Origin of the sequence: Plantactinospora mayteni (assembly GCF_016862935.1) — a bacterium.
GTDB classification, from domain to species: domain Bacteria; phylum Actinomycetota; class Actinomycetes; order Mycobacteriales; family Micromonosporaceae; genus Plantactinospora; species Plantactinospora mayteni.
In genome coordinates this window covers 1-19,676 of record NZ_BONX01000020.1, presented here as the reverse complement: position 1 = coordinate 19,676, position 19,676 = coordinate 1, and the positions used below count along the sequence as shown (strand labels likewise).

Genomic DNA, 19,676 nt, shown 5'->3' with positions numbered 1-19,676 from the left:
CTGTCACGGAAGCTGCCCGAAGAGATGCGTGGGACATGGGTCTTGGATCGTCGCCGGCCACACCGGCCGGACACCGGCAATCCGGGGCACCGGTGAGCCGCCGCCGCCCGTTCGACCCCCGGCTGCTGCGCCGAGTGCCCGGCGCGCGGCGTCAACTCGGAGTGCTCGGCGCGCTCGGCGTCGCCGCCGCCGGACTGGTGATCGCCCAGGCCACCACGCTCGCCATGGTGCTGGCCGAGGCGGCCGGCGGGCGCCTCGACCGGGCCGCGCTGGCCGGCTTCCTGGCCAGTGTGGCCGGCCGGGCGGCCCTGCTCTGGGCGCAGGGCACGGTGGCGGCCCGGGCCGCCGCCACGGTCAAGGCCACGCTCCGCGCCGACCTGCTCGACGCCGTCGGCCGGCGCGGACCGGGCTGGCTGTCCGGGCAGCGTACGGGCCAGCTCGCCACCCTGGCCGGGCGCGGGCTCGACGCGCTCGACGCGTACTTCACCGGCTATCTGCCGCAGCTCGTGCTCAGCGTCACGGTGCCGCTGGCCGTACTGGCCCGGCTGGTCTTCGCCGACTGGAGTTCCGCCCTGGTCATCGCGGTGACCCTGCCGCTGGTCCCGATCTTCGGAGCACTGCTCGGCTGGCAGGCCCAGGCCGCCACCGAACGCCAGTGGCGCCGGCTGGCGCTGCTCGGCGGCCACTTCCTGGACATGCTGCGCGGGCTGCCCACCCTGCACCTGTTCGGCCGGGCCCCCGCCCAGGTGACCGTGGTACGCCGGATGGCCGACCGGCACCGCTCGGCCACCATGAAGACGCTGCGGATCGCGTTCCTCTCCGCGCTGGTACTCGAACTGGTCGCCACCCTCTCGGTCGCCCTGGTCGCGGTGCCGATCGGCCTCCGGCTGCTCGGCGGCGGCCTCGCCCTGCAGACGGCGCTGCTGGTACTGCTGCTCGCCCCCGAGGCGTTCCTGCCGCTGCGCGCCGCCGGCAGCCAGTTCCACGCCAGCCAGGAGGGACTGACCGCACTGGACGACGCGCTGACCCTGCTCGGCCCCGAGCCGCCCGCCCCCACCGCCGGATCGCCGCACGCCCACAGGAAGAGGTCGACGATCACGGTGCCGGCCACCCCCAGTCCCTCCGGCGGGCCGACCACCCCCACCGCCGACCGGACAACCGCTCCCACCGCCGAACAGCGGACCGCCCGCACCGCTGGCCAGGCCCCCACCGGCACCGCCGACCCGCCGCGCGCCCGGGCCACCGACCGGCCGGCCGCCGCCCCCGTGACCGGGGACCCGGACGACCGGGACCGCGGACACCGGCCCGAGCCGGGTCGGCACGGCGAGATCGGGTTCGAGTCGGTGACGGTCGAATACCAGCGCACCACCGCGCTGCGGGACGTCACCCTCACCATCCGGCCCGGTGAGCGGATCGCCGTGGTCGGGCCGAGCGGCGCCGGCAAGAGCACCCTGCTGCACCTGCTGCTCGGATTCGTCGGCCCCAGCAGCGGGCGGATCATTGTCGACGGTACGGACCTCGCGGCGCTGGACCTGGCGTGGTGGCGCCGGCACCTGGCCTGGGTACCGCAGCGGGCCCACCTGTTCGGTACCTCCCTCGCCGACAACATCCGGCTCGGCGTACCGGACGCGCCCGTCGCGGCGGTTCGGGACGCGGTACGCGCCGCCGACCTGGCCGAGGTGGTCGCCGGGCTCCCGGACGGTCTCGACACCCCGCTCGGCGAGCGCGGCCACGGGCTGTCCAGCGGGCAGCGGCAGCGGGTCGCGCTGGCCCGGGCCTTCCTCCGGGACGCCCCGATCGTGCTGCTCGACGAGCCCACCGCCCGACTCGACGCCGGTTCGGAGGCGGCCGTACTCGCCGCCACCCGACGGCTGGTCGCCGGGCGTACGGCCCTGCTGGTGGCACACCGCCCGACCCTGCTGGCCGGGGCGGACCGGGTACTCCGGGTCGAGGACGGACGGGTGACCGAGCAGGAGCCCGTCGCGGCACTGCCCCGGGAGGTGGTGGCGTGAGGCTGCGACCCGAACGTACCGTCTGGCGGCTGGCCCGCCCGTACCTCGGTCGGCTGCTCGGCGCCGGCCTGCTCGCCGCCGGCACCGAACTCGCCGGGCTCGCCCTGCTGGCGACCGCGACCTGGCTGCTGGTCAGCGCCGCCGACCGGCCGCCGCTGGACACCCTCACCGTGGCGATCGTCGCGGTGCGGGCCCTGGCGATCGGCCGGGGCGTGCTGCGGTACACCGAGCGGCTGGCCGGGCACGACGCCGCGCTGCGGGTCGTCACCGAGGTCCGGACCCGGGTCTTCGCCGCGCTGGCGGCCCGGCGCACCGCCGCGCCGCAGCGCTCCGGCGACCTGCTCAGCCGGCTCGTCTCGGACGTCGAGGCGGTGCAGGACCTGCTGCTCCGGGTACTGGTCCCCGGCGCCGCCGCCGTGCTCGTCGGCCTGCTCGCCGTGCTCGGCGCGTCCGCCGTCGCCCCGGTCGCCGGGCTGGCCCTGGCCGGCGGACTGCTGCTGGCCGGAGTCGTGCTTCCGGCGCTGGCGGCGGTGCTCACCCGGCGTACCGCCGCCCGGGTGGCGCCGTTGCGCGGCGCGCTCGCCGGGGACGCGGTGGACCTGACGGCCGGCGCCGCCGACCTGGCCGCCTTCGGTGCCACCCGGGCGGCACTGGACCGGGCCGACGCCCGGGCCCGCGAACTCGCCGGGCTGGAACGCCGGACGGCGGCGGTGGGCTGGGCCGTGGACGGTCTCGGCGTACTGCTGTCCGGTGCGACCAGCGCCGCCGTGCTGACCGTGGCACTGCGGGCGGGCGTCGACGGCGTACTCGTCGGGGTTCTCGCGGTCGGCACGCTCGCCGCCGTCGAAGCGGCCCTGGCGCTGGTCGGCGCGGCCCGGCACTGGGCCCGGCTGCGCACCGGCCTGACCCGGGTCGCCGACCTGCTGGCCGCCCCCGAGGGCACCCCGGAGACGCCGACCGGCACTTTCGCAAGGTCGCCCGGCACGCCAGAGACGTCGACCGGCGAGCCGGCGCCGAGCGGGGAGCCCGGGGACGGCTCCGGGGCGGAGGAGGTGGCCCGGCGGTGGCACTGCCGGGTCGAGGAGGTGAGCCTCCGATACCGCCGGCCGGGCCCACCCGCGCTCGACGGGGTGAGCCTCGACCTGCCGGCGGGGAGCCGGGTCGCCGTGGTCGGTCCGAGCGGCGCCGGCAAGAGCAGCCTGCTCGGCGTACTGACCGGGATGGTCCGGCCAGACCACGGCCGGGTCGTACTGAACGGCGTCGACCTGCCCGACCTGCCCGTCGACCGGTTGCCCGGGATCGTCGGCGGACTGCTCGCCGAGGCACACGTCTTCCACGCCACGGTCCGGGAGAACCTCCTGCTCGGCCGGGCCGGGGCAACCGACGACGACCTGGCCGGCGCGGTCTCGGCGGCCGGCCTGCTCGACTGGGTACGACAGCAGCCCGCCGGCTGGGACACAATCGTCGGCGAGGACGGCGGTCAACTCTCCGGTGGGCAACGCCAACGGCTGCTGCTGGCCCGAGCCCTGCTCGCCGCCCCGGCCGGGATCCTGGTGCTGGACGAGCCGACCGAGGGTCTCGACCCCGGCGCCGCCGACGCGGTGCTCGCCTCCGCGACCGCACACGCCGGCCCGAACCGCACGGTGCTACTCGTCACGCACCGACTATCCGGTTTAGACCGGTACGACGAGATCGTCGTCCTCGACGAGGGGCGGATCGCCGACCGGGGCAGCCACGCCGAACTGGCCGGCCGACCCGGCTGGTATCGGGACCAGTGGCTACGCCAGACCGACGCCGAACGCGACTATCTGGCGATCAGCACCTGAACCCGGCACCTGAACCCGGCACCTGAGCCCCAACGCCGAAGTCCCGCCGGCCAGCACGACTGGCCGGTCAGGCGGGCGCGCCGGGGGTGGGCGCTCCGCCGAGGAACTGCCCCACCGTCGAGCTGAACTCCTGCCAACTGGTCCGCTCGCCCGCCAGGGCACGCAGCCCGGCACCGGTCAGCTCGTAGGTCCGGCGCTCGCGGCCGTTGACGGTGCTCCAGGCACTGCTGACGTAGCCGGCCCGCTCCAGCCGGCGCAGCGCCGGGTAGATGGTCCCGGTGGGCAGATCGAGCACGCCGCCGCTGCGGGCCCGGAGCGCCTCGATGATGGCGTAACCGTGCAGCGCGCCCCGCTCCAGCACCGCGAGCAGCAGCGCATCGAGATGGCCGTGCAGCGCCTGGGCGTTCATAGGTAGCAAGCCTACTAATATATGCGGCGAACTCCAACGGGGTGCCGGCATCCACGCCCGCCGCCGGCCTACTAGGGTGTGTGCGCAGAGTCACCGATCCGCCGGCACCCTCGCCGGGTCGGGTGCCCATATCGAGCGCACACGGAGGTCAGCGTGGCCCGCCAGTCGTCCCACCGGCCCGACACCGACGAGCCCGGCAACGAGCCCGCCGGAAGCGACGGGGCTGTCGACCCCGGGCAGATCGACGCCGGCTCCTCGGAAGCCAGCGACGACGACGCCGGCACCGACGATGCCCCGGCGACGTCCGGCAGCACTCCGGACCGGTCGCTCTGGGAAGAGGTCCGGATCGACCCGGTCGAGATCGCCCTCCCCTCGGGCGCCGGTTTCACCCTGCGGACCTACCGCCCGGCGGGTGAGCTGACCCCGACCGACATCGAGGACCGGGAGCAGGACGACCTCTTCGCCAGCCGGTCGCGGCAGGCCGAGGACGACGAGGAGGACGACGACGACGAAACCGTCGTGATCCTCGACGAGGAGGTCGCCGACCAGTTCGCCGAGGCCGACAAGGAGGAGGCGGAGCGGGACGGCAAGACCAAGGCCGCCGACTCCGACGCCGAGAAGGACGAGGAAGAAGAGGTCGAGGAGGAGGACGAGGGCGAGGAGGTACCGGCCTTCCTCACCCACCGGGGCAAGCTGCTGCTGTTCAAGAATCCTGAGGCACTTGTCACATTCGTCAAGTCCGGCGCACCGCACGATCTCGCCGACCTGGACACCTGGGACCAGCTCGTCGAGCGGATCACGCCGGCCGACGTCGCCCCGCTCGACGAGGACTCCTACGAGCTCGACCTCGTGGTGGAGAACCTCCGTGGCGGGCACGACGTCTGGGACTCGACGCTGCTCATCGAGGCCGGTGAGGTTTCCCGCGACCTGGCCTACGCGCTTCGGCTCCCGGCCGTACTCGATATGCTTTCTGCCGGCTCCAGCCTGGACGACCTCGACGAGGCCCTCCGGGCGACCGTAGCCGGCGGTCTCGGCGGATTCCGGGGTCGGCGGCGACTCAAGAAAATCGGGGCACAAACCGCAAGTCTCGGGTGGCGCACGATTATCGGCAAGATCTCTGCCGCCGTGGACTGGCGCGACTGACCCCTTACCAGGGAGCATCAGTCTTTGGCACACCACTTGTGTCTCGGGAGGAGGACGACGCCGTGGCGCTCGTGCGGGTGTACTGCGGTCTGGCCTCTGCGGATGCCACGGGCCGGTCGGCTTCGGCCGGCGCGACGCTGACCTCCGCAGTCGTCGACGACGCAGGCAGGCTGCTCCACGTCTGCGAGATCACCGATGACCCGGCTGGCTACGCCCAGCTCGGCGCGGTGCTCGTCGAGCGGAGCAGCGGGCCGAGCGGCGTGGCCGTCGCGGCGGACAGCGACGACCACATGGTCACCTCGCTGCTGAGCGCGGCCGGGCGTCCACTGGTCATCGCCGACGACGACTCCGTCGACGACTTCGCCGAACGGTTCGCCGACGACGAGTCGGCGGATGAGCGGGAGTCCGCCCCGGCCGAGCGGCGTGCCGTCGGGCTCGCCCGGGCGTTGCAGGCCGGCGCCCTCTCCGCGGCCACCCTGCCGCCGCCGCGTGAACTCGTCAGCTTCAAGCCGGTACTCGCCGCGCACGCCGCGCTCGCCAACGGCCGGCACGCCGCCGCCGTGGCCCTGCGCGAGGTGCTGCGCGAGCTCTACCCGGCCGCGCTGCGGGCGTACCCGGATCCGGCCGAGCCGGTCTCCCTGGCCGTACTGGAGGCACTGCCCGAGCCGGGCATGATCGGCGGCACCAGTGCGCGCGGCCGGGACACCTCGGTCGCCACCGACGCCATCGCCGCGCACCTCGCCGCGGACGGCGTCGCCGAGGCCGACGTCATCACCGACGCGGTCACCGCGCTCCGGGTCGCCATCGCGGAGACCCCTCGTCGGGGCGCCGCCAACAAGGCCCTCACCTCCGCCGCGGCGGAGACCGTACGACAGGCCGTGGCAGCCGTACGCGCCTGCGACGCCGGCTGCGACGCGCTGGTCGCCACCCTGACCGCCCGGGTCGGCACGGCGCCGGCCCCGAGCCGGCGGACCGGGCGGCGCAGCGCTGGCGAGGCACCGACACCGGCCGGCACCGGACTGCCCGGTCCGGCCCGCGAGCCGGTACCCAGCTCGGGGCGGCGCACCCGGCACCAGCCGGCGGCGGCCAGCACCGCGCCCGCCAGCCCTCAGCCGATGGGGCCACCGCCGGTCGCGCCGGCACCGGTCGCGCCGCCGCCGATGGCGCCGCCACCGGTCACCCCCTCCTCCGCGCCGCCGCTGTCGCCGGCCGCCACGCTCTCGATGCCGGTCGTGCCGGTCTCCGGGCCGCCCCGCGAAGCCCGCTCGGCCGCGCCCTCCTCCGCGCCGCCGGCATACCAGGGCGACACGATGGCGAACCGGCCGGTCTCCGCACCGCCACCCCCGCCACCCGGGATGACCCCGATGCCACCGCCGCAGCGTGGGCCGATCCCGCCCGCCGAGGCCGGCGAACCCTTCCGGGCCACCCTGACCACCGCCGCCATCAACAGCGCCCGCAACGAGCGGCGGCCGACGCCGATCACGCCCCGGCCGAAGACCAACGGGGACAGCACGGCACGTCCCGGCAGCACCATCTCCGCCGCCGGCCTGACCGTGTCGGTGCCGGCGACACGGCCCGAGCCGCCGCCACCGCCCGGTTCCCGGGCCAACTGGCCGCTGGTCAACCCCGGCGAGGAGCAGGACGACCGGGCGACCGGGTCGGGATACCCGGGATACCCGGGCGGGCCGTCCGGCGAGCGGGACGCGCCGGTCAGCCCGGCGCCCTCCGACGGCCGGGTCACCCCGCCGTGGCAGGCGGACGACCTGCCCCCGGAGCCGCCCACGCTGCGCCTCGTCGAGCCGCCGCCGCTGGCCGACCGGCCCCTGCACAACGGGCTTCCCGCCGACAACCCTCCGCTGCGCCTGGTGGACCGGGGAGAGCCGGCCGCCCAGGCCGGGTCGGCTCTGCCGCGCCGCATTGTCGAGCCGAGCGCGCCGCCGGTCTCCGACGAGGGTGACGGCGACCTGCTGATCTTCGCCGCGGCCAGGTCCGCCTGGTTCACCGGTCACTCCGAGGAGGACGAGGTGGAGTGGGCGTCGACGGCCGACAGTGGCTGGCAGGCCGCCCAGCAGGCGTCCCGCCCCTCGGTCGGCGCCTCGACCAACGCCGGCCTGCCCAAGCGGGTGCCGCAGGCCAACCTGGTACCCGGCTCGCCGCTGCGGGACGACCGGCCGCTGCGGATCGTCCGTGACGCGGCCCGGATCGCCGAGCACACCACCGGCTACTTCCGGGGCTGGCGGCGTGGCCAGGAGATCGGTGGCTACGCCGTGGGTGGCCGCCCGGGCCGGGAGGCCGCCGGAGGCTGGGACTTCAGCCGTGATCCGGACGAGCGGGCCGGCAACCTCGACTACGAATACCGCTCCGCCAGCTATCGCTCCTGACGGAGCGGATACACCACTCCACCGAGAACCCACACCGGCACCCGTCATCGGACGGCCGGTGTGGGTTTTCCGCGTCAACGGGGCTGCGCGTACTTGGCCGGACACGCTCCGCTCGCTCGGTCAGCCGGTCGACGCCACCGCTCGGACTGTCCGGTCAGGACCCGTCGGCTGACCGGACAGTCAGCCTCAGACCTACGTCGACCTGGTGTTTCTTGCCACTCTGTGCAGAGTTGACGGCGCCCAGAAGTGCCCGCCAACATACCCCGGGACCGTAGGCGACACCTACGACCAGTGCAGGAAGGGTGACGACGATGGCCGGACCGGCAGCAGTCGAGGCGTGGACGCTGAGTCGGCGAGGTCTCCTGGGGGCAGCCGCCACCACCCTGCTCGCCGCGTGTGGACGCGACGACGGGGGCCCGGTCGGTCCGCCCGGGCCCGGTTCGCGCGAACTCGTCATCGGCGCCAGCCTCGAACTCACCGGCCCCGGCCAGGTACTGGGCGTACTCCAGGAACGGGCGCTCCAGATCACCACCGACAAGCTCAACGAGCAGGGCGTACCGGTCGGCAACCTGCGCCGCACCATCCGACTGGTGGTCCGGGACAACGCCAGCGAACCGCGGCTCGCCGCCCAGCACGCGACCGAACTGGCCACCCGGGAGAACGTGCACGCGCTGATCGGCGGCTGCCTCGCCGAGACCTCACTGGCGATCATCCCGATCGCGCAGCAGCAACAGGTGCCGTTCATCTCGTTCGCCGCCGCCGACAACCTCACCGTGCCGCTGGCGCAGCGGACGTACATCTTCAAGCTCACGCCGGACGCCCGGGACGTGGCACGCGCGCTGGCCCGGCTGATTAGCTCGCAGGGCCTCAAACAGGTCGGTCTGCTAGCGACACCGGGGGCGCACGGAGATTCCGGCGTACGGGCCATCACAGCCGCCCTGAAGGCGTCGGACATCGACCTCGTCAAGGCGATCCGGCTGCCCCGGGCCGAGAACGCCGACTACCGCTCGACGGTCCGCAAGGTGACCCAGTCCGATCCGGACGCGGTGGTCGTCTGGGGCACCGCCCCGTTCTCCGGTACGGCGGCTCGGGCGCTGCGGCAGACCGGCTACCAGGGCCGGATCTTCTTCGACGCCGGCGCGGTCGCCGAGGACACCCTCTCGGAGGAGAACGCACCGGCGGTCGAGGGCGCGTACGTCGTGCACCCCGGCTCGCTGAACAGCTCGTCCCTGACCAACACCAGCACGGCCGGGCTGGACCGGCGGGACTTCGTCTACCGCTACATCCACCTGCACGGCTCGTTCAGCGGCTTCGCACCGTACGCCTCGGACGCGGTGCGCCTGGTCGTCAACGCGGCCCGGCTCGGCAAGAGCGTCGACCGGGGTCGGCTACGCGCCTATCTGGGCAACCAGATCACCGAGGGGATCGCCGGGGCGTACTCGTTCGCGCCGATCCGGCACGGCGGGATGGAGCCGGACTCGCTCGGCGTCTTCACCGTGGTTTCCGGCGCCTGGATCCGGGTCTCCTGACCTTCACTTCCCGCGCCGACCGCTCCGCCGGGCGGGCCAACCGTCCTGTCCCGGCTGAGGCGGGCAGTCTGTCCCGGCTGAGGCCGTGGCAGTCAGAACCGGGACGGGGAGCCTCGACGGGATCGGCTCACGGCGGGCGCGGCGGGCGGCGTACACCGCCGTCGTCGACCATCCGGCGCCGCGACGCCAGCGCGACAGTGGACGGATGCCGCGACATTGGACGATGCCGCGGCGGGGCGTCGGCCCAGCGGACGGCGAAGAGCGCGTTCCGCGCCGTCGCCGCCGGGACGCGGGCAGCCGGTTACCCGGTGTGGGCCGGGCGGCCTCGTCGGGCGTGCCGACACCGGCCTACGGCCGGTCCACTCCCGACGGGCGACGTGCTCGCCGGTCAGGCCGGGGTGACGGCGCGCGAGCGCCGCATGGTGAGCACGTACTCGACCAGCGAGATCAGCACGTGCTTGGTCGACTCCCGGTTCCGGGCGTCACACGCGACGACCGGCACGTCACTCGAGATCGCCAGCGCGTCCCGCACGTCCTGCGGGTCGTGGTACTGCATACCGTCGAAGCAGTTGATCGCTACGAGGTACGGCAGTCGCCGGTGCTCGAAGAAGTCGATGGCCGCGAAGCAGTCGGCCAGTCGGCGGGTGTCCACCAGGACCACCGCACCGATCGCCCCTCGCACCAGTTCGTCCCACATGAACCAGAACCGCGTCTGGCCCGGGGTGCCGAACAGGTAGAGGATCAGATCCCGGTCGATCGAGATCCGACCGAAGTCCATGGCGACCGTGGTGGTCGTCTTGCCCGGCACCTGGCGGGTGTCATCGACACCCACACCAGCCGACGTCATGATCGCCTCGGTGGTCAGCGGAGTGATCTCCGAGACCGAGCCGACCAGTGTTGTCTTGCCGACGCCAAAGCCACCGGCGATGACGATCTTCGCCGATGTCACGCGCCCGGCCGTTGGGCGGTGCGACATGTCAGAGCCTGCGAAGTCCACTCAGCACCCTCTCCAGCAGTTCAGTGCCCACCGCGTCGTTTGAGTCGTCCAGAATTGTCGGTTCGTGCACCGCCACCAGGCCATCGGCGGCCATGTCGGCGATGAGGACCCGAGCCACTCCGAGCGGTAACTGCAACCGCGCCGCGATCTCCGCGAGCGATTGCAGCCGACCATCACACAGCGCGGCGATGTATTGATGCTCCCGGCCCTGGCCGCCATTGCCGTTACCAGCGGACCGACCGCGCACCGTCGTCTCGACGAGCGCCTCCAGGGCGATGTCGAGCCTCGGCCTGGTACGACCACGGGTAACGGCATATGGCCTCACCAGCGCGCCCGTCGGCTCGTCGCGTTCGGCCATCATCGCCGTTCACCCCCTTCTCGTCGTACCCGAGACTCAAAGCCTGGAGCTCGTCATTGTTCCATTGTCGTCGCACCGGCCAGCGAAGCACACCGGCCGGGTACCACCTAGCTCAGCATCCCCGCGGCGGCCCGGGGTGGCGGCGTCAACGCGTCACCCACCCGGTCGACGAGCAGTGCCATCTCATAACCCACCTGCCCGACGTCGGAACTCCGGGCGGCGAGCACGGCGAACGACGAGCCGTCCGAGATGGACATCAGGAACAGGAAACCATTGTCCATCTCGACCACAGTCTGTAGAACTGCCCCACCCTCGAAGCAGCGCGCCGCCCCCTGGGTGAGGCTGACCAGGCCGGACGCGATCGCGGCGAGCTGATCCGCCCGGTCGCGCGGGAGGTCCCGTGACGACGCGAGGAGCAGGCCGTCCGCGGAGACGGCGATCGCGTGGGCGACGCCGGGCACACGATCGGCGAAGTTGGCCAACAGCCAACCGAGATCCTGCGTAGATGTCATCCTTCATGCTCCTTCTGGCCGCTCGCGGTCGCGGGGCCCACCTCGGGCTGCGGGGATTGCCCTGCCGGAGTCGCCTCCGGGTTCGTCGACTGGTCGTCCGTCGGGTGCGTGCGGCCACGCTGCACCCCACGGTGGTACGCGGACAACAGCCCGCGTACCGCCTCCGGCGTACGACGCTGCACCGAGGTGGTCGGCTTCTCCACGGCTCCGGGCACCAACTGGGCCATCGGCACCCGCTTGGGCAGTCCGGTCTGGGTGGTCTGGCTACCCGTGGTGGCGGTTGCCGTAGCCGCCATGGCTGCCCGCCAACCGTCGTCGGCAGCCGTACGCCAGCCGCCCTCGCCCGGTCGACCGGTGCCGTTGGTGATCGGCCCGCTCCCCGGCTGCTGACCACCGGGCCTCGGGCTGTGCATCGTTGCCGCGTTGCCTGTCGGTACGGATCCGGCCTGGGCCACGTCGGGAACGGCGGTGTCCACCGCGACGGCCTGGCCGGGCGCCGGGGAAGCCGTACCGGCTCCCTGCGGCTGCCCACCGGTCTCCTCGGGCTTCCGGCGGGTGCGGAACCAGGCCGACTCCAACTCGCGGAAGATCGGCAGTTCCATGGTCTCGTCGGCGAACTTCGGCCGGGCCTCCGTGCTGGCCGCGGCGTCCGTCGCCGGGGGCCGAGCCATCCGGGGCAGCTCGGCGGTCATGTCCAGGGCCGCCGCCAGGCGCTCTGGAACGGGCGGCGCGGCGGCCTCCCGGTCCGGCGCGTTCACCGGCGGCCAGGCCGGCGGCGCGTTGACCGCCGGAGCCGGCGGCTGCGTGGCCGGCGACGGGGTCAGGCCGAACGGCGGCGCGGATACCGGCGGTTGCCCGGCCGGCGGAGCCGAGACCGGCGGTACCGGCGGCGCGGAGACCGGCGGCAGCGCGGTCAGCCCGTTCGGCTGCGGATCAGGGGTGGCCGGACGCTGCCGGGGGATGAACCCGGACATCGTCTCGGTCGGCGAGAGGCCGCCCGGATCCTGCTCGGTGGCCCGCCGCTGCGGCAGCGGCTCGATGTCGTGCCCGTTCGGGATCCGCGGCGTGAACGGGTCGTTTCCGTTGCGTCCCGCCCGGGCACCGGTCAGGTCGGACCAGGCCGGCATGTCCCTGGGCTGGCTCGGGGCGCTGCTCTGCCCGCCGCCGTTCGCCGCCGGCTCGTACGGCCGGCCGAGCGGCGCGCCGTCGCGGTTGCGGTCGCCGCCGAAACCCGGACTGCCGCCGCCGAAACTCGGGGAACGATCGCCACCGAAACTCGGGCTGCGGTCGCCACCGAAGGCCGGGGCGCGGTCGCCGCCGCCGAAGCCCGGTGCCGGCGCCGTGGCCGGACCGCTCTCCAGGGCGAGCGGGGCGCCCATCGCCGGACGGGCGGTCGGTTCCGGCGCGAGCGGGAAGCCGCCCGGCTGCTGCCGGCCGGAGAGTGCCCGGGGGATCAGCATCGAGGTGGGCAGCGTGACGTCGGCGACGGTGCCCCGGTCGGGGCCGGGCCGCAGATCGACCTTCACACCGTGCCGGGACGCCAGCCGGGCGACCACGACCAGACCCATCATCCGGGAGACGGTCACGTCGACGGCGGGCGGCGTGGCGAGCCGTTCGTTGAGGTCCTGTAGCTGCTCGGCGCTGATGCCGATGCCCCGGTCCTCGACGAAGAGCGTCGCCCGGTCACCCACCCGGCGGGCCTCCACCATCACCTGTGAGTCCGGCGGGGAGAAGGCCGTGGCGTTGTCGAACAGCTCGGCGACCAGGTGCACCAGGTCGTTGACGGCGCCGGCCTGGACCTCGATGTCCCGGTCGACCATGCCGAACTCGATCCGGGTGTAGTGCTCGACCTCGGACTGCGCGGCCCGGAGCACGTCGATCAGGGCCGCCGGCTCGCGCTGCACCCGGGTCGAGTCGGCGCCCGCGAGCACCAACAGGTTCTCGTCGTTGCGGCGCATCCGGGTGGCCAGGTGGTCGAGCTGGAAGAGCTCGGCCAGCCGGTCCGGATCCTCCTCGCCCCGCTCCAGCCGGTCCAGGTGACCGATGAGCCGGTCGACCAGGATCTGCGAACGGCGGGCGAGGTTGACGAACATCGTCGCGACCGAGGCCCGCAGGGCGGCCTGCTCGGCGGCGGTACGGACAGCCTCCAGGTGGACGGCGTTGAACGCCTCGGTGACCTGGCCGAACTCGTCCTTGCTGCGTACCGGTAGTGGTTCGGCGATCTGGTTGGCCACCTGTACCGGTGACATCTGCGCCGTCACCTGCGGGTCACGCAGTCGGGACACCGCGTGCGGCAGCCCGTACTGGGCGATGGAGAGCGCGCCGTGCCGCAGTTCGCGCAGCGAGCGGGCCATCGAGCGGGCGACCAGGTAGGCGAAGAGCACCGCCAGCAGCAGCATGCTGAGCAGCAGACCGGTCTCCAGGAACACCTGCCGCTGCACGTCGTTGCGGAGCGCGCTCGCCTCGGTGAGTACGTCGGAGTCGAGCCGGCCCTCGACCGCGCGGATCAGCCGGGCGTTGCCGACCATCGCGGAGTCCCAGTCGTCGGCGTCGAACGGAGCGTCGGACATGCTCTCGTTCGTCCGGCCCCGGATCCAGCCGCCGTAGCTGTCGACCTCACGCACGTCGGCGCCGGTGACCGTCTCGTCGTAGAACGCGGACTCGGGGCCGGTGGCGATCGCCTTGAAGGTCTGTAGCGCCTGCTGCTGACCGGTCTCGGTGGCGATGTAGTCGGTCTGCAACGCGGCGGTCAACCGGCCGTCGATCAGGGCGCGGTGCACCACGACCCGCCGCATCGACAGGAACTCCTTGCCGCGCGCGTTGGCGGCGGCGGCCCGCATCCGGTCGCTCAGCGAGGAGTCGCCGGCGAGCTGCGAGGCCAGGTCCCGGATGTTCAGCAGGTCGTTGATCAGACCCTCGTACGACTGCGCCGCGTCGGTCAGCTTGAGCTTGGAGTTGATGACCTGGCTGCGGATCCCCGGTAGGTCGGCCAGGCCCTGGTCGATCTGGGCCAGCAGCGCGTCGAAGTTGCCCGGCAGCTCGTCGAGCTGCGCCCGGCGCTCCGAGTAGGGGCCCTTGGCCTTGTCGACCTCGGGGTGCACCTTGCCGTACGCGTCGCGGGCCGCCTTCCGAGCGGCCTCGTTGCGCGAGCCGAGCAAGAGTACGGCGCCCGCCCGCTCGTCCTGTAGGTCGTGCACCAGTTCACCGGAGGTCTGGGCGAGCGTGGCCAGGTTGTGCGCCCGGTTCGCGTCGTCCAACGTCTGCATGTGGTCGACGATGCTGGTCGTGCCGACCACGACGACCGCGATGGTCGGCGCGATCATGATCAGACCCAGCTTCGACCAGATCGGCATGTCGCGCAGCCGGCCGGCGACCGGCCAGCGGAGACGCGACAGGAACGGGCTTGATGTCTTCGGCCGCTTGCTCACGTCACCGCCTTCCCATCCAGTACCCGGCCAATGGCCCAGGGCACCGCTGATCGACCGACCCGGGCGGGTCGGACCTCCGAGATTCCATCACGCCGCAACTCAAGAAGAAAGCCCAGGTTGTCACCGACTGGAAGCGCATCGGGATGTCCCCGCGATTTGACAGCAGTCTGTCTTTCTGGTGTCACCCAGGGTAGTCACGCATCCTGTCCACGCTCCACTGCCCTCGACCGTCCAGAAACTGGCTGGCCACCGCTCGGCCCGAAACTCGGGACCCGCACCCGCAACGTATCGAACGTTGCCGGCACGGGGAAACCCTACGCCCTCGCCCACGGTGCCCGCGTTCGGCTCCGGCGCACCGCGAGCCTGGCACTCGCACGGCGCGGTGAACCATTGCCCGACCGGTCCGCTCCGGCAAGGTCGAAGTGCCGGATTACGCGGTCCGTGCGGACCACCGAATGGCCGCCCGGACAGCCGGACTGACCGGCCCGGCAGTTTTCCCGACCAAAAGAGATAGCAGACCGGAAATCGTGCGACAACGTCCCCACTCGGCGGCCGATCCCCCGCCGCTTCGGTGCGACCGACCCGTCAGGGCAGCAGCTTGGCGTACGCCGGCTTGATCACCTCGTTGATGATGGCGAGCCGCTCGTCGAACGGGATGAAGGCGCTCTTCATCGCGTTGATGGTGAACCACTGCAACTCGGGGTAGCCGTAGTCGAACGCCTCGACCAGCAGCGCCATCTCCCGGGACATCGAGGTGCCGCTCATCAGCCGGTTGTCGGTGTTGACGGTGACCCGGAACCGCAGGTCCCGCAGCAGCCCGATCGGGTGCTCCGCGATGGACGGCGCGGCACCGGTCTGCACGTTGGACGACGGGCACAGTTCGAGCGGGATCCGCTTGTCCCGGACGTACGCGGCCAGCCGGCCGAGCACCGGCCGGGCGTCCCCCGGGGTGATGTCGTCGACGATCCGTACCCCGTGCCCCAGCCGGTCGGCGCCGCACCACTGGATCGCCTGCCAGATCGAGGGCAGCCCGAACGCCTCACCGGCGTGGATGGTGAAGTGGAAGTTCTCCCGTTGCAGGTATTCGAAGGCGTCCAGGTGCCGGGTGGGCGGGAAGCCCGCCTCCGCACCGGCGATGTCGAAGCCCACCACTCCGGTGTCCCGGTGCCGGACGGCCAACTCGGCGATCTCCTGCGACCGGGCGGCGTGCCGCATCGCGGTCAGCAGCGTGCCGATCCGGATCGGGTGCCCGTTCGCCGCCGCCTCGGCGGCGCCCTCGGCGAAGCCGGCCAGCACCGCCTCCACCACGCCGTCGAGGTCGAGGCCCCGCTCCAGGTGCTGCTCCGGGGCGAACCGGACCTCCGCGTAGACCACGCCGTCCGCGGCCAGGTCCAGGGCGCACTCGGCCGCCACCCGGCGCAGCCCCTCGACCGTCTGCATCACCGCCACGGTGTGCGCGAAGGTCTCCAGGTAGCGCTCCAGCGACCCCGAGTCGGCCGCCTCGACGAACCACCGGCCGAGTTCCTCCGGGTCGGTGCTGGGTAACGGATGCCCCACCGCCTCGGCGAGGTCGACCACCGTCGCCGGGCGGAGCCCGCCGTCCAGGTGGTCGTGCAGCAGCGCCTTGGGAACCCGGACGATGTCGTCGTAGCCGATTGCCGCCATGCACCGACCCTAGTGGCCCGGGCGGGTCGCGCGGCGACGGCACCACGGGGCACCGCCGGCCCCGGCCCGGGCGCGCACTATCGTGACGAGGTGCCACCCGAGGTCCTGCGGCGGCTGCGCTGCCCGGTCTGCGGCCGGCCACTGGCCGCCGTACCGCCGGCCGCCGTGGTCGCGCTGCGCTGCCCGGCGGGACACAGCTTCGACCTGGCCCGCCAGGGGTACGTCAACCTGACCGCCGGTCGGGTCACGCACTCCGGGGACAGCCCGGCGATGGTGGCCGCCCGGGACGAGTTCCTCGGTGCCGGCCACTACGACCTGATCTCGACCGCGCTCGCCGATCTCGCCTGGGCGGTCGCCGGGTCGGCACCGGGGACGTACCCGGAACTGGTGGTGGACGCCGGCGCCGGCACCGGCCGGCACCTCGGCGCGGTACTCGACGCCCTGCCCGCCGCCGTCGGGCTGGCCCTCGACGTCTCCAAGCCGGCGCTGCGCCGGGCCGCCCGGGCCCACCCCCGGGCCGGTGCCGCGCTCTGCGACACCTGGCGCGGGCTGCCGCTGGCCGACGGCGAAGTCGGGCTGCTGTTGAACGTCTTCGCCCCGCGCAACGGACCGGAGTTCCGCCGGGTGCTGCGGAGCGACGGCGCGCTGCTGGTGGTCACGCCTACCGCCGAACATCTCGGCGAACTGGTCGACCGGCTCGGCCTGCTCCGGGTCGACCCGGCCAAGGAGACCCGGGTCGCCGGCAGCCTGGCCGAGCACTTCACCCCGGGCGCGACGGCGGTACACCGGGCCACCCTCCGGCTCGACCGGACCGCGATCCGCACCCTGGTCGGGATGGGCCCGAGCGCCTGGCACGCCGACCCCGACCGGCTCGACCGGCGGATCGACGAACTCCCGGAACCGGCCACGGTGACCGTCGCGGTCCAGGTGACCGCGCACCACCCCCGCTGACCGCCGGCCGGTCAGGTGGAGAGGTCGACCTCCTCCCACCCGGCGGGCGGGTCGTGGAACGGTCCCCGGAACACCACCGCCCACTCCAGCGCCCACCGCCGCTGGCCGATCGCGTTGCTGTCGATCATCCCGGGCAGTTGCAGCCCCTCCTGCTCGGCCTCCAGGTAGCCCCAGTCGAGGCAGTAGTAGAAGTCGAGTACCGCGGCCACCTCCGCCGCGTCCCGGGGCGCCGCCAGGGTGCGGGAGCGCCACTGGCCGAAGGTCTCCCCCGCCGCCAGGTGGGGCAACTGCTCCATCAGCCGCTCGTCGCTGGGTTCCGTCGGGTCGAGGTGCCGGCTCAGCCCGAGTACCCAGGCCAGCGCGAAGATCGCGTCGTGGTGCAGTACGAACGAACGGTGGTCGCCCCGGCTGCCCATCACGAACTGCCACTCCGGCGGGGTCACCTGTTCCACCAGGTGCGAGCCGAGCAGCCAGCTCATCCCGGCCTGCGGCGGCATGCCGAAGCACCGCGCCAGTACCAGGTGCAGTACGGCCGTCCGGGCCTCGATCTCGGCGGTGGGCCGCAGCTCGACCGCGTCACCCGGCTCCCACACCAGCGGAAACTGCGCCGGCGGCACGGGCAGTCCCAACCGCTGCAACTCGGTCACGTTGGCGGCCCGAACCGCCTGCGGGTCGGGAGCGGATACGGTCACAGCCTTGTTTCCCGTCACGTCGGAGTCGCCTCGGGCGCGCACGGCACCCACGGCACCGGATGCGGCGCGGACCCGGTCGTCGAGCCGACTCAGCACCCCGTGCTACCCCCAGGCGACGCAGAATAGCCGGTCAGCAGCGCCGACACCATGGGCGCCCGGCGTGGCAGCCGCACCGGCCGGCCGTCGAAGAGGACCTCGCCACCCGCCCGGAAACCGCACCTGGCCCGGTGGGGCCGACCCGCCACCCCGCACCCCGCCGATACGCGGCGGATATCCGTTCCACCCACGCGGCGAGCCGAGATCGCCGGTGCCGTCGAACGCCCTCCCGGACGGCTAACCGATCCGGTCGATGACCAGGGCCGGCAGGGTCGGCGGCCCGGCCGAGACCGACACCGCCCCGGCCGCGACGGCCCGAGCCGCCGGAATCCGGCCCGCGTCGTCGGCCCGCAGTTCGTAGAGCGGTTCACCGGCCCGTACCGGATCTCCCGGCTTCCGGTGCAGCAGCACTCCGGCCCCGGCGCTGACCGGGTCCTCCTTGCGGGCCCGTCCCGCGCCGAGCCGCCACGCCGCGATCCCGATCCCGTACGCGTCGACGGCGGCGACGTAACCGTCCCGGTCGGCCCGGACGACCTCCACCTCCGGGGCGACCGGCAACGGGCCGTCCGGGTCCCCACCCTGGGCCCGGATCATCGCCCGCCAGACGTCCATGGCCCGGCCGTCCCGCAGCGCCCGCTCCGGGTCGGCGTCCGGCAGCCCGGCCGCCACCAGCATCTCCCGGGCCAACCGGACGGTCAGCTCCACCACGTCGGCCGGCCCGCCCCCGGCCAGTACCTCGACCGACTCAGCCACCTCGACCGCGTTCCCGACGGCCAGCCCCAGCGGCGTCGACATGTCGGTCAACAGGGCGACGGTCCGCACCCCGTGCGCGCCACCCAACTCCACCATGGTCTCGGCGAGTTCCCGGGCGTCCGCCTCCGACTTCATGAACGCGCCCGAGCCGACCTTCACATCCAGCACCAGCGCCCCGGTACCCTCGGCGATCTTCTTGCTCATGATCGAGCTGGCGATCAGCGGGATGGCCTCCACCGTGCCGGTCACGTCGCGCAGCGCGTACAGCTTGCGGTCGGCCGGCGCCAGCCGCTCACCCGCCGCGCAGATCACCGCGCCGACCTCACCCAACTGGGCGATGAACTCGTCGTTGCCGAGCCCGGCCCGCCACCCCGGAATCGACTCCAGCTTGTCCAGCGTCCCGCCCGTGTGCCCCAGCCCTCGGCCGGAGAGCTGCGGTACGGCGGCACCACACGCCGCCACCAGCGGAGTGAGCGGCAACGTGATCTTGTCGCCGACCCCACCCGTGGAGTGCTTGTCCACGGTCGGCCGGCGTACCCCGGAAAGGTCCAGCCGTTCCCCGCTGGCGATCATCGCGGCCGTCCAACGGGCGATCTCGCCCGGCGTCATGCCCCGGAGCAGGATCGCCATGGCCAGCGCCGACATCTGCTCGTCGGCCACCCGCCCCCGGGTGTACGCGTCGACCACCCAGTCGATCTGCTCGTCGGACAGCACCCCACCGTCCCGCTTCACCCGGATCACGTCGACCGCCGCGAACGCACTCACCGCTGATTCCCTCTTCCTCATACTCACGCACACCCAAGGCGGATCACGCCACCAGCCGACCTGCCACCGCCGCACAGCCATCGCGGATCACGCCACCACCCGGCCCAGTCACCCACCCACCCGCGCCACCCGACGGCGAGCGCCCACCGAGGGCCGGGG

The 19,676-nt window shown here is 73.4% G+C and carries 14 protein-coding genes; 6 read left to right on the top strand and 8 right to left on the bottom strand.

Features of this window, described 5'->3' with window-relative positions; all coding sequences use genetic code 11:
* The first annotated feature begins 35 nt into the window (after positions 1 to 35).
* Entirely contained in the window at positions 36 to 2,012 is a 1,977-nt protein-coding gene (gene cydD / locus Pma05_RS15710; protein WP_372441483.1) for a thiol reductant ABC exporter subunit CydD, read from the top strand.
* Complete coding sequence (cydC, locus tag Pma05_RS15705; protein WP_203858157.1) at positions 2,009 to 3,838, top strand: thiol reductant ABC exporter subunit CydC; 1,830 nt, start codon at positions 2,009 to 2,011, stop codon at positions 3,836 to 3,838. Before cydD ends, cydC begins: the two co-directional genes overlap by 4 nt.
* Positions 3,839 to 3,905: 67 nt before the next feature.
* Here the strand turns inward: cydC and Pma05_RS15700 are convergent, their stop codons facing one another.
* Positions 3,906 to 4,247: a PadR family transcriptional regulator gene (locus tag Pma05_RS15700; RefSeq protein WP_203858156.1), complete on the bottom strand. Its 342-nt coding sequence runs from the start codon at positions 4,245 to 4,247 to the stop codon at positions 3,906 to 3,908.
* Positions 4,248 to 4,400: 153 nt separating this feature from the next.
* On the opposite strand from Pma05_RS15700, the gene Pma05_RS15695 reads away from it, so the two are divergent.
* The 3 genes from Pma05_RS15695 to Pma05_RS15685 all read left to right on the top strand — a co-directional run bounded on the left by Pma05_RS15695 (position 4,401) and on the right by Pma05_RS15685 (position 9,300).
* Positions 4,401 to 5,390, top strand: a complete 990-nt coding sequence (locus Pma05_RS15695; RefSeq protein WP_239312442.1) for a SatS C-terminal domain-containing protein — start codon at positions 4,401 to 4,403, stop codon at positions 5,388 to 5,390.
* 38 nt (positions 5,391 to 5,428) lie between these two features.
* A complete protein-coding gene (locus Pma05_RS15690) occupies positions 5,429 to 7,771 on the top strand; it encodes a serine/threonine-protein kinase (RefSeq protein ID WP_203858155.1) in 2,343 nt (780 codons plus the stop codon).
* 311 nt (positions 7,772 to 8,082) lie between these two features.
* On the top strand, positions 8,083 to 9,300 hold the full coding sequence (locus Pma05_RS15685; RefSeq protein WP_203858154.1) for an ABC transporter substrate-binding protein: 1,218 nt from the start codon (positions 8,083 to 8,085) through the stop codon (positions 9,298 to 9,300).
* 388 nt (positions 9,301 to 9,688) lie between these two features.
* Here the strand turns inward: Pma05_RS15685 and Pma05_RS15680 are convergent, their stop codons facing one another.
* The 5 genes from Pma05_RS15680 to Pma05_RS15660 all read right to left on the bottom strand — a co-directional run bounded on the left by Pma05_RS15680 (position 9,689) and on the right by Pma05_RS15660 (position 16,260).
* The gene (locus tag Pma05_RS15680; RefSeq protein WP_203858153.1) at positions 9,689 to 10,276 is read right to left on the bottom strand and encodes a GTP-binding protein; all 588 of its coding nucleotides are present in this window, start codon (positions 10,274 to 10,276) and stop codon (positions 9,689 to 9,691) included.
* A 1-nt stretch (position 10,277) separates the two neighbouring features.
* Positions 10,278 to 10,655, bottom strand: a complete 378-nt coding sequence (locus tag Pma05_RS15675) for a DUF742 domain-containing protein (protein WP_203858203.1) — start codon at positions 10,653 to 10,655, stop codon at positions 10,278 to 10,280.
* A gap of 107 nt (positions 10,656 to 10,762) precedes the next feature.
* Positions 10,763 to 11,167: a roadblock/LC7 domain-containing protein gene (locus Pma05_RS15670; protein ID WP_101369591.1), complete on the bottom strand. Its 405-nt coding sequence runs from the start codon at positions 11,165 to 11,167 to the stop codon at positions 10,763 to 10,765.
* Entirely contained in the window at positions 11,164 to 14,595 is a 3,432-nt protein-coding gene (locus Pma05_RS15665; RefSeq protein WP_203858152.1) for a sensor histidine kinase, read from the bottom strand. Before Pma05_RS15665 ends, Pma05_RS15670 begins: the two co-directional genes overlap by 4 nt.
* Positions 14,596 to 15,180: 585 nt before the next feature.
* On the bottom strand, positions 15,181 to 16,260 hold the full coding sequence (locus tag Pma05_RS15660; protein ID WP_203858151.1) for an adenosine deaminase: 1,080 nt from the start codon (positions 16,258 to 16,260) through the stop codon (positions 15,181 to 15,183).
* A gap of 90 nt (positions 16,261 to 16,350) precedes the next feature.
* On the opposite strand from Pma05_RS15660, the gene Pma05_RS15655 reads away from it, so the two are divergent.
* Positions 16,351 to 17,211, top strand: coding sequence for a putative RNA methyltransferase (locus tag Pma05_RS15655; protein ID WP_203858150.1), 861 nt, complete (start codon positions 16,351 to 16,353; stop codon positions 17,209 to 17,211).
* 11 nt (positions 17,212 to 17,222) lie between these two features.
* Here Pma05_RS15655 and Pma05_RS15650 read toward each other — a convergent pair whose 3' ends face one another.
* Both Pma05_RS15650 and Pma05_RS15645 read right to left on the bottom strand, forming a co-directional pair.
* Complete coding sequence (locus Pma05_RS15650; protein WP_203858149.1) at positions 17,223 to 17,903, bottom strand: DUF4272 domain-containing protein; 681 nt, start codon at positions 17,901 to 17,903, stop codon at positions 17,223 to 17,225.
* 333 nt (positions 17,904 to 18,236) lie between these two features.
* Positions 18,237 to 19,517 carry a thymidine phosphorylase gene (locus Pma05_RS15645; RefSeq protein ID WP_203858148.1) on the bottom strand — a complete coding sequence of 427 codons (1,281 nt, stop codon included), beginning with the start codon at positions 19,515 to 19,517 and terminating at the stop codon, positions 18,237 to 18,239.
* Positions 19,518 to 19,676 lie beyond the last annotated feature (159 nt).

Bases quoted from the DNA above. Each gene is read 5' to 3' on its own strand.
- cydD (WP_372441483.1), top strand. From the start codon at position 36: ATGGGTCTTGGATCGTCGCCGGCCACACCGGCCGGACACCGGCAATCC.
- Pma05_RS15700 (WP_203858156.1), bottom strand. From the start codon at position 4,247: ATGAACGCCCAGGCGCTGCACGGCCATCTCGATGCGCTGCTGCTCGCG.
- Pma05_RS15685 (WP_203858154.1), top strand. From the start codon at position 8,083: ATGGCCGGACCGGCAGCAGTCGAGGCGTGGACGCTGAGTCGGCGAGGT.
- Pma05_RS15680 (WP_203858153.1), bottom strand. From the start codon at position 10,276: ATGTCGCACCGCCCAACGGCCGGGCGCGTGACATCGGCGAAGATCGTC.
- Pma05_RS15675 (WP_203858203.1), bottom strand. From the start codon at position 10,655: ATGGCCGAACGCGACGAGCCGACGGGCGCGCTGGTGAGGCCATATGCC.
- Pma05_RS15670 (WP_101369591.1), bottom strand. From the start codon at position 11,167: ATGACATCTACGCAGGATCTCGGTTGGCTGTTGGCCAACTTCGCCGAT.
- Pma05_RS15660 (WP_203858151.1), bottom strand. From the start codon at position 16,260: ATGGCGGCAATCGGCTACGACGACATCGTCCGGGTTCCCAAGGCGCTG.